This is a genomic window from Streptomyces sp. NPDC058632 (genome assembly GCF_042717095.1).
Lineage (GTDB): Bacteria > Actinomycetota > Actinomycetes > Streptomycetales > Streptomycetaceae > Streptomyces.
In genome coordinates, this window is the sequence record NZ_JBHXQZ010000024.1 from 1 (window position 1) to 17,050 (window position 17,050).

The 17,050-nt window shown below is 69.4% G+C and carries 11 protein-coding genes and 1 pseudogene; 7 read left to right on the plus strand and 5 right to left on the minus strand.

The genetic code is table 11. The annotated features are described in order from the left end of the window. Positions 1-272: 272 nt before the first annotated feature. From ACFWVE_RS11865 to ACFWVE_RS11880, 4 genes and pseudogenes are all read right to left on the minus strand, one after another. Positions 273-1,310 carry a GDP-mannose 4,6-dehydratase gene (locus ACFWVE_RS11865; RefSeq protein ID WP_384011358.1) on the minus strand — a complete coding sequence of 346 codons (1,038 nt, stop codon included), beginning with the start codon at positions 1,308-1,310 and terminating at the stop codon, positions 273-275. 613 nt (positions 1,311-1,923) lie between these two features. Continuing rightward, the gene (locus ACFWVE_RS11870) at positions 1,924-2,808 is read right to left on the minus strand and encodes an endonuclease/exonuclease/phosphatase family protein (protein ID WP_384011362.1); all 885 of its coding nucleotides are present in this window, start codon (positions 2,806-2,808) and stop codon (positions 1,924-1,926) included. Between the two features lie 322 nt (positions 2,809-3,130). Next, positions 3,131-3,438: pseudogene (locus ACFWVE_RS11875) on the minus strand (P1 family peptidase); the annotation flags it as partial. A 79-nt stretch (positions 3,439-3,517) separates the two neighbouring features. Continuing rightward, positions 3,518-4,708 (minus strand): MFS transporter, encoded by a 1,191-nt coding sequence (locus ACFWVE_RS11880; RefSeq protein ID WP_384011365.1) that lies wholly within the window; start codon positions 4,706-4,708, stop codon positions 3,518-3,520. A 202-nt stretch (positions 4,709-4,910) separates the two neighbouring features. Between ACFWVE_RS11880 and ACFWVE_RS11885 the strand changes: the two genes are divergently transcribed. Further along, a complete protein-coding gene (locus ACFWVE_RS11885) occupies positions 4,911-5,579 on the plus strand; it encodes a lysophospholipid acyltransferase family protein (protein WP_384011368.1) in 669 nt (222 codons plus the stop codon). Between the two features lie 443 nt (positions 5,580-6,022). Here the strand turns inward: ACFWVE_RS11885 and ACFWVE_RS11890 are convergent, their stop codons facing one another. Then, positions 6,023-6,979, minus strand: coding sequence for a LacI family DNA-binding transcriptional regulator (locus tag ACFWVE_RS11890; protein ID WP_384011370.1), 957 nt, complete (start codon positions 6,977-6,979; stop codon positions 6,023-6,025). Positions 6,980-7,133: 154 nt separating this feature from the next. Here ACFWVE_RS11890 and ACFWVE_RS11895 point away from each other — a divergent pair, with 154 nt between their 5' ends. The 6 genes from ACFWVE_RS11895 (at position 7,134) to ACFWVE_RS11920 (ending at position 16,756) form a co-directional block, all read left to right on the plus strand. Further along, positions 7,134-9,608 (plus strand): glycoside hydrolase family 2 TIM barrel-domain containing protein, encoded by a 2,475-nt coding sequence (locus tag ACFWVE_RS11895; protein ID WP_384011373.1) that lies wholly within the window; start codon positions 7,134-7,136, stop codon positions 9,606-9,608. A 98-nt stretch (positions 9,609-9,706) separates the two neighbouring features. Then, on the plus strand, positions 9,707-11,002 hold the full coding sequence (locus tag ACFWVE_RS11900; RefSeq protein ID WP_384011375.1) for an MFS transporter: 1,296 nt from the start codon (positions 9,707-9,709) through the stop codon (positions 11,000-11,002). Positions 11,003-11,034: 32 nt separating this feature from the next. Next, positions 11,035-13,305 (plus strand): beta-glucosidase, encoded by a 2,271-nt coding sequence (locus tag ACFWVE_RS11905; RefSeq protein WP_384011378.1) that lies wholly within the window; start codon positions 11,035-11,037, stop codon positions 13,303-13,305. Beyond that, a complete protein-coding gene (locus ACFWVE_RS11910) occupies positions 13,302-15,065 on the plus strand; it encodes a family 43 glycosylhydrolase (RefSeq protein WP_384011381.1) in 1,764 nt (587 codons plus the stop codon). Before ACFWVE_RS11905 ends, ACFWVE_RS11910 begins: the two co-directional genes overlap by 4 nt. A gap of 52 nt (positions 15,066-15,117) precedes the next feature. Beyond that, positions 15,118-15,885: an SDR family NAD(P)-dependent oxidoreductase gene (locus ACFWVE_RS11915; protein WP_384011383.1), complete on the plus strand. Its 768-nt coding sequence runs from the start codon at positions 15,118-15,120 to the stop codon at positions 15,883-15,885. A gap of 91 nt (positions 15,886-15,976) precedes the next feature. After that, positions 15,977-16,756, plus strand: coding sequence for an SDR family NAD(P)-dependent oxidoreductase (locus tag ACFWVE_RS11920; protein ID WP_384011387.1), 780 nt, complete (start codon positions 15,977-15,979; stop codon positions 16,754-16,756). The last annotated feature ends 294 nt before the right edge of the window (positions 16,757-17,050 follow it).

The following is a 17,050-nucleotide window of genomic DNA, read 5'->3' on the forward strand; positions in this document are numbered from 1 at the left end:
CGTCCGAATCTCCGTCCGGCACCGCGTCCGGCTCCCCCTCACCACCGTCCTCCCCCCCCCCCCCCGCGGCGGGCCCCCCCCCCCCCCCCCGACGCCGGGCGGGGACCGCCGCGGCAGCTCCTTCGGAGCACGCGCGCAGCGCGCGTGCCGTGCACACGATTCCGCAGACCATGGGCCCAGTCTCGGACGGTACGTCTGCGGAAATCCCTAGTGTGTGGGCGGCCGGTGGCCGGGGCTGCCGAGCGTGCCGCCGCCGGAGGGCCGGGCGGGGCCTACCAGCCGTCGGCGGCGGCCACCAGCCGGCTGTAGTCACGCTCGCGTGAGGCCTGGCGCAGGTCGGACTCGACCATCATGCGCATCAGCTGCTCGAAATCGACCTCGGGCTCCCAGCCCAGTTCCTTGCGGGCGTTGGTCACATCGGCACACAGCGTCTCGACCTCGGCGGGCCGCACCAGGCCGGGATCGACCACGACGTGATCACGCCAGTCCAGGCCCACGTGCTCGAAGGCGATGCGTGCCGCGTCCCGCACGGTGTGCATCCGCCCCGTGCCCACGACGTAGTCGCCGGGCTCCTCCTGCTGGAGCATCAGGTGCATGGCACGCACGTAGTCACCGGCATAGCCCCAGTCGCGCTCGGCGTCCAGATTGCCGAGGCTGACCTTGTCCATCATGCCCAGTTTGATCTGGGCGACGGCCAGGGTGATCTTCCGGGTCACGAACTCGGCGCCACGGCGCGGGGACTCGTGGTTGAAGAGGATTCCGGAAACGCCGTACATCCCGAACGACTCACGGTAGTTGCGGGTGATGTAGTGACCGAAGGTCTTGGCCACGCCGTACGGGCTGCGCGGGTGGAACCGGGTCGTCTCGCTCTGCGGGCTCTCGGCGACCTGGCCGAACATCTCCGAGGAGGACGCCTGATAGAAGCGCATCTGGCCCCGGGGGCCGCCACCGGAGGACTTGCTGAGTCCGCTGACCATACGGATGGCTTCGAGCATGCGCAGGACACCGGTGCCGTTGACCTCGGTGACCAGTTCCGGCTGCTGCCAGGACATGGGGACGAAGGAGATGGCTCCCAGGTTGTAGACCTCGTCGGGCTGGACCAGGTCGACCGCGGAGACCAGACTTCCCTGGTCCATCAGGTCGCCGTCCACGAAGGACAGACCGGGGATCAGCTCGGCGATCCGGTCCCTTCGCGGATTGGCCTGGCCACGGCAGAGCCCCCATACCCGGTACCCCTGACTCAGCAGGTGTTCCGCCAGGTACGAGCCGTCCTGTCCGGTGATTCCGGTGATCAGTGCGCGCTTGGACATCTTCTCTCTTTCCACCGCCACGGAGAGGACAGGTCGGCGGGAGTCCGTACCGCGCCCGCGGACCGGAAGCGGCGGTATTCGACGCGAGACGCGCACTCTCCGGCGCACCGACCGGAAGGTCGGTCCTGCCGGATCCCGAGACGCACAGCCTGCGCTGACTCACGAGCCGTCCTCGTGACGGCCATGCAAGCACCGAAACGGCTAAGGAATTTCCGAGTCTTCCGGCGACGAGCCGGCCCGGGGGGCGGGCCTCGCCCGGCTGCCTGTGGTCCGACTGGTCCCGCAGCCTCGCGGACCCCGACGGAGTACGTCCTGGTCGGGGCCTTCCGCGTCGACGAGGCGGGGGCCGCCCCTGTGCGGTCCGAGCATCTCAGGGTTGCGCAGCGGACCCTGCCGCCCCGCCCGGCCGCGACGCCTCGCGTCGTGAACGCCACGGTTGCGCGGGACGACTGGTGCCTGCTGGGCGGGACGAGCCTCCCCGAGGGGAAGTGACGCACCGCCCGTGAGGCAGACCTCCATCGGGGTTCTGCGGTTGCCGAGGCCGGCCGCCCGGGACGGCGCCCGCGCGGTGGGTGCCGCCCCCGGCCCCCTGGGTCCGGGCGATTCGGATCGCTCAGCGGCCGCGCAGGGGGATCCTCAGGTCCGTGACGACGGGGCGGTGGTCCGATGCCTCCGTCGGCACAGCTTCGGCACCGGTCACGGTGATGTCGCGGGAGACGGTCACCAGGTCGATGCGCTTGGCCGGGTCGGCCGCCGGGTACGTCCCACCGCCGGCCGGGTCGGCGTCCCGCAGCTTCTGCCACAGCGGCGCCAGTTCCGGAGCCGTCGCCCCGGCGTTGAAGTCTCCGACCAGGATCTTCGGTCCGCGGTCGGCGGCCAGCACCTCGAGCATGTCCGCCACCTGGGCCTCTCGGACCGATGGGTCGGCCCGGTGGTCCAGGTGCGTGCTGTAAACGTGTACATGCGCGCCCTTGACGTCGACCGTCACTTCGGCGAAGCCGGGCGCGGGAGCCGGCACCGGATCGGACGTCTGGGTGGAGAGCCGGGTGATCTCGTGGTTCTCGGCCCCGAGCACCGGGTAACGGCTCAGCACGGCGACACCGTACTGCCGGCGCTCCCCGCCCCCGGCGGCCGGGTCCAGGTCGTAAACGGGTGCGAAGAACACCCTCATGCCCAGCTTCTCGGCCAGTGCACGCGCCTCGTCGACGAAGTCGCTCCGGGCACCCCAGTGCACGTCGACCTCCTGGAGACCGACCACGTCGGCGTCCAGGTCACGTACAGCCTGCGCGGTGCGGTCGAGGTCGAGGATCCCGTCCTGGCCGGCACCGGCGTGGATGTTGAAGGTCGCCACCCGCAGCGGCGCCCCCGGGGCGGGTGCCCCGGGGGCGCCGGCACCCGTGGCTGTCGCCGGTGCTGCCGGGGCGAGCACGACGACGGCGGCGGCGAGCAGGGCGGTCGTACGGACGATACGGGCGGAGCGCGGGAAACTCGGCTTCATTCCTTCTCCAGGGATCCGGTAGAGGTCGGGACCGCGGCAAAGCAGACGTCAGGGCTCGTACCGAGCAGGAACAGCGGCGCGGCCAAAGGGACGACATCCGGGAACGATCGGGAAGGCGCGTCCGACGGGATGGAGCGGACGGGGTTCGGCTGCCGCGGCGGATCAGCTGATGCCACGTCACCATCTGTATCAGGTGTCCTGGTCCCTCAGCCGGATCACCGGGTTCCTCTCCCCCGCCGCGATGTCGGGGCCCGGGTGTGTCGTTTACCGGATCCGTTCGTCGGACCGCCGGTGGCATCGGAGGAGACGTGAGGGCGGCGGGCAGGGCGTCCGCCGGAAGGGCGGGGAGCGTTCGGCCGTCGAAGCCGGTGGTCGTCGTCGCGGCCGGCGGCTAGTTGAGCACCGCTTCCTCGACCCCGTCGAGAACCGCTTCGAGGAGCGGTCCCAGACCGGCGTCCGCCACGGAAGCGTCCGCGCCCGGTCGTGTGCCGAAGACGACGGCGCAGTCACCGCTGCCGTGGTTGTATGGCTGCAGGCAGCGCCCGGGCGGGCGAGGGCGAACACCGCACGCCGTGCGACGCGGGTGAGCTGCCGGGCGTCCAGGGGTGCGTCCGTGGCCACCACGGTCATGCCCCCAGGCCCTGCCGTGGCGACCCGCCTCCCCGTTCCTCGCGAACACGCGAGGGGCGTGTCGCGCCCGTACCTGCGCTCACGTCCGCGCCGGTACCGGTCGCCGGAGGAGGTAGACGGCAGCGGTCACGACCAGGAGGGCCATGCAGGCGATGAACACCAGGCCCGCGCCCTCCAGGCCGATCGGGCCCGTCAGTACTCCCACACCGATCACCGGCACCGAGATGCCCGCGTAGGCCACGACGAACAGCGTCGAGATCACTGCCGCCCGTTCGCCCGCCGGAGACACCCCGGCCACCGCGGCCAGCGCCCCGCGGAAGGCCAGCCCCTGCCCGGCGCCGCCGACGAGCGCGCTCAGCACCACCAACGAAAGCAGGTCCCAGTGCAACGCGCCCGCGAGCAGTGCCAGACCGGCGAGGAGCCCGGCACATCCCCAGGGCAGCGACCGCGCCGGACCGACCCGGCCGACGGCCAGTTGGCCGGCTGTCGAGGCGAAGAAGGCCAGCGCGACGACCAGGCCGCTCACGGCGCGGTTGTGCACGTCCAGGAACTCGGCGAGAAACGCCGGACTGACCGACGTGAAGACCCCGAACAGCGCGAAGCCCACGAACGAGGCGGTCGCCGCCGGACCGAACACCGCCCGCACCTGAGGGGGCACTCCGGGCCGTCGCGGACGTGCGGTGCTCAGCGGCCGCCGTTCACGTACCGTCTCCGGAAGCCGGAGCAGGACAACTGCCGAGCAGGCCACCAGGGCCAGGTGCGCGGCGAACGGCAGGTACAGCGGCCAGGGCGCGTACTGCGACAGCACTCCCGCGAGCAGCGGACCGCATCCCAGCCCGCCCATGTTGGCGGCGGTCGCGACGAACGTGGCACGAGAGGCGCCGCCATGGGGTGCCAGTTCCATGACGTACGCCGTGGCGGCCCCGGTGAACAGGCCGGCGGACAGTCCCGACACCAGCCGCCCCGCGTACAGCCATCCCAGATCGGTGGCGCACAGGAAGCAAAGGGCGCTCAGGGCCGCGAACCCCAGGCCCCACAGCAGCACCGGTCGCCTGCCCACCGTGTCCGAGACGTTGCCCGCCAGCAGCAGGACACCGATGACGCCGAATGCGTACACGGCGTACACGACGGTGACGGTCAGCTCGGAGAACCCGAACTTCTCCTGGTAGAGGCCGTAGAGGGGGGTCGGCAGCGTGGTGCCGATCATGCATACGGCGAACAGCGCACCGCCGAGTACACACGCGCGCCACCTCCGGCGATCACCGACCATGCCGCCGACGGTAGCCCCGTCCGTGCCGCGGTTGCGCCCGGCACGCCAAGCGCCCGGCGGAAGCCGGAAAGCGACCGGGCGCTGCCCTCACCCCGTGTCATGGGGGAAGCCGCGCGGTACCCGTAGGTGCGGGTACTCATGTGCCGGAAGGCGTCGGCACGTGAAGCTGGCGAGCAGGGATTCCCGTGTCGAAAGGCCGACCATGCTCAGCCGTGCTGCCGCTGCCCTGCTGCCCTTCTTCGGGCACCTCACCGTCACCCGCGAGGCGGACGGACCGCACCCCGTGGGCAGTGTCTTCGTCGCCAACCACGACTCGTTGGCCGACCCGGCGGTCGTCCTGGCCGCCCTGCGGTCCGTGGGCGTGCGGCCGGCGGTCCTGGCGACGGCGGGTCTCTGGCGCGTGCCGGTGCTGGGCCGGTCGCTGTCCAAGGAGGGGCACATTCCCGTCCGCCGGGGGTCGGCGCGGGCGGCGGAGGCCCTCGCGGCCGCGGCCGAGGTGCTCGGGGCGGGACGTCATGTACTCATCTACGCCGAAGGCGGTCTCCCCCTGCGCCAGGACGCGAAATGTGCCGCGCCTCTGCCCTTCCGCACCGGTCTCGCGCGGCTCGTGGCCGCGACCGGTGCGCCGGTGGTTCCCGTCGGCCAGGCGGGGGCCCGGCGTCTCTGTTCGGGAACGGCCGCGAAGCAACTGGCCGGTGTGCTCACCGCCCCGGTCCGCCGTCCCCGATTCCACGTGCACATCGGCAGTCCGGTGCGTCTGCCGGCGGAGACGGCGCGCGGTACGTCGATTGCGCATGGTGCGGTCAGCGCCGCCTGGCGGCGAGCGGCACACGCCGTCGGTGAACCGCCCCGCGGGCCCGGGAACCATTGAGGGTGGCGGAATCCCTCCGCGCGGAGCCTCGATCCCGAAGTTCTCACGTGTGCCGAACGCCCGTCGGTGGAAACCGATCGTCGCGGCGGCGGCGTCGACCACGATGTGCGCGACCACGACACAGTGATCGCTTCACCACCTGGCTGACGCCCGGCGCACTGCGATCGGCCCCGGCAGCGACCGGGGATCTCGATGTGGCACCGCAGCGCGCCGCTCACCGATACCCAGGGCATCGGACGAACGCGGTGACGGTGCCGCCACCCCCACTCCACAGCCAAGCCCTTCACCGAACTCATTCCGAAGTGATCAGTAAGGCGGTTTCGAGTGGGTCACTCGAAACCGCCGTCCTTCGAGCACGCACTTTTGCCTCGCTCTGCCACTTCCGACGGGCGTCGCAGTTGAGGTGGTGTGCGTCGCCGACCGGCCGGTGATGTGACCGGTGCTCAGGTGGTCCCGCCCTCGATGACCCGGAAACGCACCTCGGTACGGTCCTCCCCGGCTTTCCCTGCGTCCAGGTGGCGGAGGATCGCTTGGATGGTCTCCTCGGTGACCGTGGAGGTGTCGTACTCCATCGTCGTGAGCGGCGGGGTGGTGAGGCGGGACAGGGGAGTGTGGTCCATACCGATCAGCGCCAGGTCGTGCGGCGCCCGCCAGTTGCGGAGCGATGCCGCGTGCAGCAGTGCGGTGGCGACGTCGTCGTTGTAACAGCCGACGGCGAAGCCCGGTTCACCAAGCTGGTCCAATGCGGCTACGGCGTCTTCGACGTTGACCCCGAGCGCGAGAATCCGTGGTCCGTCGACACCGTGAGCCCGGCATTCGGCCAAGAACGCGCGTTCGCGCGCGCCGCCGAAGGGGTCGCTGCGCGCATCGTGCAAATGGGCATAGGCGAGGCACCGGTAGCCGCGGTCGATCAGGTGGCCGGCCTGCAGCGTGCCGATCTCGGCATTGGCGTCCCGGCTTGACGAGCTCCCCGGGTCGATGGCTTCGACACCTCGGCTCTCGAGCAGCCGTCTGTCCTCGTCGGAGAACGGGGTGAGGGACAGCACCACCCGGGGTTTCAACCTGATGATGACGCTCTCCAGCGATGTCACGGTGTGCGTCGCGAGTCGCAGAACCAGGGTGAGCCCCCGCCGGGACAACTCGTCGGTCAGCGCACTGTAGATGTCCTGAAGGTTCCCTCCGAAGGTCGTGTCGGGGATGAGCGCGATGACGATATCGCTTGATCCTTTGGCCAGGGCCCGGCCCGCGGCGGACGGCTCGTAGCCGAGTTCGGCGATCGCCCGATGCACCCGCGCGCGCGTTTCGGCCGTGAAGTGATCTGCGCGACCGTTCAGGATCTGGCTGACGGTGGACCTCGAAACGCCGGCCCGCTCGGCGACGTCCTGACTCTTTACGACCACCGCTGCCCCCGTTCCCTCGTCTCCGATGCCACTGTAACGCGGATTGACGCGCGACACCTCGCATCGAACAAGCCATTGACGCGCGTCACCAACCGATGCTTAGTTATTGACGCGCGTTAACGCCGCAACAACACGACGTAACCAGGAGTCCTCCATGGCGATCTCCGCCTTCAATGACGAGTGGGCCTTCCGCACGAAGGTGAGCGCCTTCGCGGAGCTCGGCGGCGCGAGTGGTGACTGGACGGCTGTGACGCTCCCGCACGACGCGCTGATCGGCGTGCCGAGGCGGGCGGATGCGCCTGCCGGCGCCGCGGCCGGGTATTTTCCCGGCGGCGCGTTCGAGTACCGGAAGGACCTCTTCGTCGAGGAGTCCGATCGCGGCCGGTGCTTCTTCCTCGAGTTCGACGGGGTCTACCGGGGCGCGATGGTGTACGTCAACGGGGCCCTGGCGGGCCAGGACGCCTTCGGATACTCCCGTTTCACGGTACGGATCGACCCCTACCTCCGCTTCGGGGAGGTCAATGAGATCAGGGTCGACTGCCGTGCGCACCAGGACAGCCGTTGGTACACGGGTGCGGGTATCCACCGCGACGTACGCCTGATCGTGAAGGAACCGGTCCACATCGCCGTCGACGGCGTGCGGATCAGCACGCCCGACATCGAGCCCGGTCAGGCGGTTGTGGAAATCACGGCCGAGGTGCTGAACACCTCTGCCGTGACCACGACCGTCGAGCTGGCTTCAGCCGTGGACGAAGAGGGCTCGGCGGAGGTGGCCCGCGAGCGGTGCCCGGTCACGCTGCTGCCCGGTGAGCGGGCGATCGTCCGGAACAGGCTGTACGTCGCGGACCCGGCGCTGTGGAGCGTGGAGACCCCGTCTCTGTATACGGCCAGGCTTCAACTCCGGGACGGAGACCGTGTGCTCGACGATCACGTGAGCGAGTTCGGTATCCGCCGTCTGCAGTTCGACCCCTCTCATGGCCTGCGGATCAACGGCCGCACGGTCAAGCTCCGCGGTGCGTGCCTGCATCACGACAACGGCCCCCTCGGCGCGGCGGCCATCGAGCGGGCCGAGGAGCGCCGGGTCGAGTTGCTGAAGGCGGCGGGCTTCAACGCGATCAGGAGTTCCCACAACCCCGCCGGCTCCGCGCTGCTCAAGGCGTGCGACCGGCTCGGCATGCTGGTCATGGACGAAACCTTCGACGTCTGGACCGTCGGTAAGACCGACTTCGACTACGCCGGCGATTTCCGCGAGTGGTGGGAACGCGACGTGGCGGCCCTCGTCGCGAAGGACTTCAACCACCCGAGCGTCATTCTCTACTCGATCGGGAACGAGATCCCGGAGACCGGCACCCGGTTCGGCGGTGTGTGGAGCCGTCGGCTCGCCGAGAAGATCCGCTCCCTCGATGACACCCGCCTTATCACCAACGGCATCAACGGATTCGTGTCGGTGCTCGACACGGTCGTCGCCGCGACACGGCAGATGGCATCGGCACAGCCGCCGAGCGGCGGGGTCAACGGCATGATGGCGCAGGTCGGAGCGATGATGAACCAGATCGCGTCCTCCGAGGAAGTGACCAGGCGAACCGAGGAGTGCTTCTCCGTTCTCGATGTCGCGGGCCTGAACTACGGCGACGGCCGCTACGAGCTCGACCGCCACCGGTTCCCCAACCGGGTGATCGTCGGAACGGAGACCTTCCCGTCCCGCATCGCGCACAACTGGTCACTCGTCATGTCGAACCCTCACGTCATCGGTGACTTCACCTGGACGGGCTGGGACTACCTGGGCGAGGCCGGTCTCGGCTCCGTCGGACACGGCGATCCGGACTCGCGGGCGGCGTCGGCCGCTCAGCCCTATCCGTGGCTCGCCGCGTGGTGCGGCGACTTCGACATCACCGGTCAGCGTCGGCCGGCGTCGTACTACCGGGAGATCGTGTTCGGGCTCCGGTCTACGCCGTACATCGCCGTGCGACGTCCCCAGCACCACGGGAAGACCGTGTTGGCCACCCCGTGGTCCTGGAGCGACGCGATCGCCGGCTGGACATGGGAGGGCTTCGAAGGGAAGCCGATCGGCGTCGAGGTGTACAGCGACGCCGACGAGATCGAACTGCTGTTGAACGGGGCCAGCGCGGGCCGGATGCCGACCGGGCCTGGTCATGAGTTCCGCGCCGACTTCGAGCTCGTCTACACGCCCGGGGAACTGGTCGCGGTCGCCTACTCGGACGGCCGGGAACAAGGACGCACCACGCTGGTCACCGCGGACGACGCCCTCGTGCTCGACGTCCGGGCGGACCGTGCCCGCCTTCGTGCCGACAGCGGCGACCTGGCCTTCGTGGACATCGCTCTCACCGACGGCAAGGGCAACGTGCACCCGGGGCGGGACCGGCCCGTGACCGTCACCGTGGAGGGCGCCGGTGTACTGCAGGCGCTCGGCAGCGCCGATCCCGCCTCGAAGGAGAACTTCTCCGGGCCGAGCAGGCGGACCTTCGACGGTCGTGCGCTGTCAGTGATCCGTCCCGTCGGGACCGGGGACATCACGGTCACCGTCCACGCCGAAGGGTGTGAACCGGCCCGGCTCGTGCTGCGGGCGGGCGCCCTCGAAGCCGCCGGCCCTCAAGCGCTCGTGCGCTGACCCGGCCGGCCGCAAGGTCTCACAGATTCCTGGACGAAGGAGTCCTCATGAACGAAAACCCACCGATCCCAGAGGTCGGTCCCGCCATACATGCTCCCGTGCCGACGCAAACCCTGAGCGAGCAGGACCCGGCCACCGCGGCAACACCCGGTGACGACCTCCCGAAGGTGAGTTCCCGCTACATCTGGTTGCTCCTGCTCGCGTTGTTCGGCACGTACATCGCGTTCGTCACACCCATCGCCATCTCACTGGCCATCCGGGTCAAGGCACTCGCACCGGACAACGAGGAGTACCTCGGTTACGTGATCGGCGCCGCGGCGGCGGTCTCCCTCGTTTCCGGACCGGTCGCCGGTATCCTCAGCGACCGCACCCGTACTCGCCTCGGCCGACGTCGACCATGGCTCATCGCCGGCTCCGTCCTCGGCTCGGTGGGGCTGCTCGGCATCGCCGTCGCGCCCAATGTCCTCACCGTCGCGGTGGGGTGGGGCGTCGCGGCGCTGGGCTGGAACACGGTCATCGGCAACATCACGAACTCGCAGGCGGACCGCCTGCCGGAGTCACAGCGCGGGAAGGTCGGCGGTCTCGTCGGAGTCGTCACGATGGCGGCCCCTGTCTGCGGTTCGGTCCTCGGCGGAATCCTGGCCACGAACTCGGTGCTGCTCTTCATGGTTCCGGCGTTCATCGGTGTGCTTCTGGTGCTGCTGTTCTGCGTCTTCGTACCCGAGGAGGACAGCCGGGAGCGCGTCTTCGCAGAAGAACTCAACGTCAGGCTCCTGTTGTCGAAGTTCGTGCTCGACCCCCGGCGCTACCCGGACCTGTCGTGGAACTGGCTCGCGCGCTTCCTGTTCTACTTCGGGCTGACCCTCACCTCCACCTTCACCGCCTACCTCTTCGCACAGCGGCTGCGCCTCGACGTCACCGAGATAGGGACGGTCGTCGCGATCGCCGGCTCGGTGGGTGTCGTCGCGGTCATGATCGGTGCCGTCGGCAGCGGGTTCGTCTCCGACCGGCTGCGTCGGCGCAAGCCGTTCGTCCTCGGCGCCGGTCTGATGTTCGCCGTCGGCGCGCTGGTCATGGCCTTCTCCACGAGCCTCCCGGTCCTGCTCGTCGGGATGGGCATCACCAACCTCGGCCTCGGTGTGTTCTCGGCCGTCGATCAGGCACTGCTCCTGGACGTGTTGCCCGAGAAGGACACCGACGCCGGGCGGTTCGTCGGCATCACCGGACTTGCGAACTCCGGCGCGCAGTCGCTCGCGCCTCTGGTCGCGCCCGTCTTCCTCGGCGTCGGCGTCGTCGCGGGCGGCGACAAGAACTACTCGCTCCTCTACGTGGTCGCCGCCGGTTTCACCGTGCTGGGCGGTCTCGCCGTCCTGCGGGTCAGATCCGTCCGATGACCACGCAACTCGCCTCACACAGAAGGAAACCGATGGCGAACATCCCCTTGGACGCCCTGTCCCTCGAGCAGAAGGCGTCATTGCTGACCGGCGGCGGCTTCTGGTCCACCACGGCCATCCCCGAGGCAGGTATCGACGCGATCGTGCTCTCCGACGGTCCCCACGGTGTCCGGCGTCAGATGCACGGCACCGACCACCTCGGCCTGCACCACAGCGAACCGGCGACATGCTTCCCGCCCGCCGTCGCGGTGGGCTCCAGCTGGAGCGAGGACGTGGCGGCGAAGATCGGCACCGCTCTCGCTCGGGAAGCCCGGGCGCTGGGGGTGGACGTCCTGCTCGGCCCCGGCGTGAACATCAAGCGTTCACCCCTCGCCGGACGCAACTTCGAGTACTTCTCGGAGGACCCGCTCCTGTCCGGCGTGCTGGCCACGGCATATGTGCGGGCTCTGCAAGCCGGTGGTGTCGGGGCCTCGGTGAAGCACTTCGCGGCCAACGACCAGGAGACCGACCGCATGGTCGTCAGCGCCGACATCGACGAACGCACGCTGCGGGAGATTCATCTTTCCGCCTTCGAACGGGTCGTCACCGACGCCGGGCCGGCCACGGTCATGTGCTCCTACAACAAGATCAACGGCGTTCCCGCATCGGAACACCACCGCCTGCTCACCGATGTCCTGCGCACCGAATGGGGATACACCGGCGCGGTGATCTCCGACTGGGGCGCCGTGCGCAGCCGTCCCGCGGCACTGAACGCCGGCCTGGACCTGTCCATGCCCGGCCCGGGCCACTACGCCACGCAGGCCCTCGTCGACGCCGTACGGGCCGGCCATGTCACGGAGGCGACGGTGGAGCGCGCCGTGGCGCGCGTACTCGCCCTCGTCGACGCGGCCGGACACGATGCCGCTGCACCGGACCTGGACGCGCACCACGAACTGGCCCGCGAACTCGCGGCCGAATGCGCGGTCCTGCTCAAGAACACGCGCGGCACCCTCCCGCTGGAGCGGCCGTCGTCCTTGCTCGTGGTCGGAGAGTTCGCGACCACACCTCGCTACCAGGGCGGTGGCAGCTCCCATGTGAACGCCACACGCGTCGACGTCCCGCTGGAGTTCATCCAAGCCCACGCCGCGGCGCGCGGAGCAGCCGTCACGTACGCGCGGGGATTCGCCACCGACGACCAGGGGGAAGAGGCGGCGCTCCGCGAGGCCGCGGTGCGTGCCGCTGCCGGGGCCGGGGCCGTCGTCGTGTTCGCGGGCAACCCGGAGGCCGAGGAATCCGAGGGCTTCGATCGGCAGCGCCTCGAGCTCCCGGCCTCGCAGGTACGGCTGATCAGGGAGGTCGCGGCGGTGGCCGCGCGGACGGTGGTGGTGCTCGCCAACGGCGGAGTGGTCTCACTGGAGGACTGGCACGACGACGTCGACGCGATCCTGGAAGGCTTCCTTCTCGGCCAAGGAAGCGGCGCGGCGATCGCAGATCTCCTCTTCGGACAGGCCAACCCCTCGGGACGGCTCGCGGAGACCATCCCCCTGCGCCTCAAGGACACCCCAACGTACCTGTCGTTCCCCGGAGAGCAGGGCCACGTCCGCTACTCCGAGGGCGTCATGCTCGGCTATCGCCACTACGAGACGGTCGACGCCCCGGTCCGCTACCCGTTCGGACACGGCCTGAGCTACACCGCCTACGACATCGCCGGGCTGCGGGTGCAGGTCGACGGGCCTGCCGAGGCGTCGCTGACCGTCACGGTGAGGAACACCGGAAGCCGCGCCGGCAAGTACGTGGTGCAGGTGTACGTCGCCACGCAGGCCGGCCCCGTGCGGCGCCCGGAGCGCACGCTCGCGGCGTTCACCAAGATTCACCTCGAGCCCGGACAGGGGAAGGAGGTCCGACTCGGGCTGGACCGGCGGGCGTTCGCGTACTGGGATGTTCCCCTTTCCCGGTGGGTCGTTGCGGACGGGACCTACGTCGTCCAGGTCGGCGAGAACGCCTCGGCCGTACTTCTCGAGCGGTCCGTCCACCTCGACGGTGACGGCATCGCACCGCCACTGTCGCTGCAGTCGAACGTCGGCGACTGGCTCGCGCACCCCGTGGCGGGTCCCCGACTTCGGGCTCGCATGGCTCCGCTCATGGCGCAGGGCGGGCCGGAACTCGACGACGACAGTGACGAGATGCGCATGGTCGCGTCGATGCCGATGAACCAGATCCTCAACCTGACCGGCGGCGCCCTCGACGGCGACTGGCTCGTGTCACTGACGAACACGTGCCCCTCCGCTGACACCACCGAAGAAGAAGGAAACGTGCACTCATGACGTCCGACCCCCGCGGCCGCACGACAGCGGTCATCTGCAACCCGCTGGACCTCCCCTACCGCTACCAGGACCTACGCCCCATGGCCGGGGGGCGGACCGTGCACCGGGAAGCGGCCGACCCGTCGGTGATCCGCTACCGCGGCCGGTTCTACCTCTTCGCGTCCATGTCGGCCGGCTTCTGGCACTCGACGGACCTGCTGACCTGGGAGTACCGAGTCAGCCGGAAACTCCCGCCGCTCGACTACGCTCCCGACGTCCGGGAGATCAACGGAGCCCTCTACGTCTCGGCATCCCGGCAGACCGACAGCCCGTTCTTCCGCAGCGAGGACCCCCTCGCCGACGACTTCACCCTGGTGAACCCGGGCTTCACCTTCTGGGACCCCAATCTCTTCCAGGACGACGACGGCGCCGTCTACTTCTACTGGGGCTGTTCGAACAAGGAGCCCATCATGGGAGTCCGGGTCGATCCGGACACCATGGACAGGATCGGCGAAGCGGTCCCGCTCTTCGGCGGCGACCCCGAACACCACGGCTGGGAGCAGGTCGGGGAGAACCACGTCAAGACCGAGCCCACGACGGAACTGGCCAGGGCGATCGCCGAGTACCTCGGTGACGCCCCGTTCATCGAAGGCGCCTGGATGACCCGGCACGGGGACACCTACTACCTGCAGTACTCCGCACCGGGCACGGAATGGAACACCTACGCGGACGGCTACTACACCGCATCGTCGCCGCTCGGGCCGTTCGAGTACGCGCCCAGCAGTCCGTTCTCGTCGAAGCCCGGCGGCTTCATCACCGGCGCGGGGCACGGCAGCACCTTCCAGGACCAGCACGGCAACTGGTGGCACGCCTCGACCATGCGCATTTCGGTGCACCACGAGTTCGAACGGCGCGTCGGGCTGTTCCCCGCCGGCTTCGACGCCGACGGAGTCCTGTTCTGCAACCAGAACTTCGCCGACTACCCGACGATCGTGCCGGACCGCCGGATCGATCCATGGACCGAGACCTTCGCCGGCTGGATGCTGCAGTCGTTCCGTGCGAGGACGACCGCGTCGTCCTTCACGGAAGGCCACGAACCCGACCTCGCGGTCAACGAGAACATCCGCACCTGGTGGACCGCCGCAACGGCGGAGCCCGGCCAGTGGCTCCGGATCGACCTCGGCCAGGAGCGCACCGTCGCGGCGATCCAGCTCAACCTCGCCGACGAGGGTCTGGCCGCGCACGCACCCGAGAGGACCGACGGCGGCGAAGCCACCGGGGCATGGCGGGCGATCTACCCCGATCTCCACCCGACCGAGGTACTCATCGAGGTCTCACAGGACGGCGAGCAGTGGTGCACGGTCTCGGACAACCGAGGGTCGGGCGAAGACGCTCCGCACGCGTTCATGGTGCTCGAGCCTGCACGGCGGGCTCGGTTCGTCAGGGTCACGGCCGGCCGGATGCCCTTCGACGGGCCCATCTCCATCAGCGGCCTGCGGGTCTTCGGCACCGGTGACGGGGCGGCCCCCGCAGCGGCCACTCCGCGGGCGAGGCGGGTCGACGACCTCACGGCACGGATCGAGTGGGAGCCCTGCGGGACGGCCCACGGGTACAACGTCCGTTACGGCATCGCGCCCGACAAGCTCTACCACAGCTGGCTGCTCTACGAGCAGAACGACCTTGACCTGCGGAGCCTGAACGCGGGGGTCGACTACTGGGTCGCCGTCGACTCGTTCAACGAGAACGGCATCACCCCCGGCCCGGTTCTGAAGATCACCTGAGATCCGCCCGGCCCCGTGTCCGGTCCGTCACCCAGCGCGTAGGAGTTCGTCCATGCAAGGCTTGCACGACAAGGTCATCGTCTTCGCCGGCGCCGGCGGAATCGCCTCAGCCGCAGCGAAGTTCCTCGGTGCGGGGGGCGCCCGGATCGTAGTCGGCGACGTCGTCGAGGCGTCGGCCCGAGCCACCGTTCAGGCCGCCCGGGACGCCGGCGGCGAGGGCATCGCCACCGTCGCCGACATCGCGGACGACAACCAGGTCGAGCAGCAGATCGAGCTGGCCATCACCACATACGGCCGCATCGACGGTCTGTTCAACGTGGCCGCCAACATCCATCCCGACGAGGTCGCCAAGGACACCGACGCGACCGGTATCGATCTGGCCGCATGGCAACGCACCATCGACGTCAACCTCACCGGCTACCTGCTCACACTCAAGCACGCACTGCCGCACATGATCGCCGGCGGTGGCGGATCCGTGGTCAACACCCTGTCCGGCGCGGTCTACGCCGGCATGCCCGACAAGGTCGCCTACTCCGTGACCAAGGCCGGCGTCGGCGCACTCACCCGCCATGTCGCGCGCCGCTACGGCAAGGACGGCATCCGCTGCAACGGCGTCGCCCCCGGGCTGGTCGTGACCCAGCAGGCCGAACTGAACCTGCCCGAAGAGTTCCGCGACATGGTCCTCGCGGGCACCCCGGCGCCCCGCCACGGCCGGCCCGACGACATCGGTGCCACCGTGGCTTTCCTCCTGTCCGACCTTGCCCAATGGACGACAGGCCAGATTCTCTGCGTCGACGGCGGCACCACGATGCGCCCCTGAACCACGCCCGACGGCTGCTCGGCACCACGGTCCGACCGACCGCCATCAGCCTCTTGACACAAAAACCTCTCGATACCAAGAAGGAAGACCCATGGGAAAGCTGGACGGGAAAGTCGTACTGCTCACCGGAGCCTCCTCGGGCCTGGGCAAGCAACAGGCGATCCGGATCGCCGAAGAGGGCGCCAACCTCGCGATATGCGCGAGGACCGAGAGCAAGCTCGCCGACACCAGGAAGCTCTGCGAGGACCGGGGCGCCGAGGTCCTGGCGATGCCGGTCGACATCATGGACTACGACGCGCTGTCCGCGTTCGTGGCCGCGACCGTCGAAAAGTTCGGCGTCGTCGACGTCCTCGTCAACAACGCCCACACCATCACCGTCCCGGCCCCGTTCCTCGAGAAGACCATCGACGACCTCGATGTCGAGATGCGCAGCTCCGTATACGCCTACTGGCACCTCATGAAGCTCTGCTTCCCCTACATGCGCGACCGGCCCGGAGCCGGCGCGTCCATCATCAACTTCGCCTCGGAAGCCGGTGTGATGGGCGACGCGCTGTATGCCCCGTATGCGGCGTCGAAGGAGGCGGTCCGAGGGCTCTCGCGCGTCGTGGCGAGGGAATGGGGGCGGTACAACATTCGCGTCAACACGCTGTGCCCCAACGGCATGACGGACAACATCTCCGGCGGGCTCGACTGGATGGAACCCCAGACCCGCGAACACATCGAGAAGAGCTTCGTGAACAACCCGTTCGGCCGCGCCGGAAACCCCTACGCGGATGTCGCACCGGTGACCGTGTTCCTCGCCTCGGACGACAGCCGGTGGATCACGGGGCAGAACCTCCATGCGGACGGGGGCGGCCTGATCAACGCCTGATCCGCTACCGGGCAGTTGGAAGCCCAACTGCCCGGTAGGCCCCGGTGTCCCGGATCCTCCGGGCCGGCGGCACCGTGGACGTGCCTGCCGACCTGCCCACCGGGAAACAGAGCCGAGCTCATCATCCCCATGCCCCGCCCGGCACTCGTCAGAAGCCGGCCACCGCGTTCGAAGCCCGCATCGTCCGGCGGTGGCTCGTCGACGATCCGAACCTGGTCGTGGAAGGGGCTCAGGGTGCGCCTGCGTTTTTGAGCTGCCAGTTGTCGTCAACATAGGCGTCGGTGAAGGGTCGTA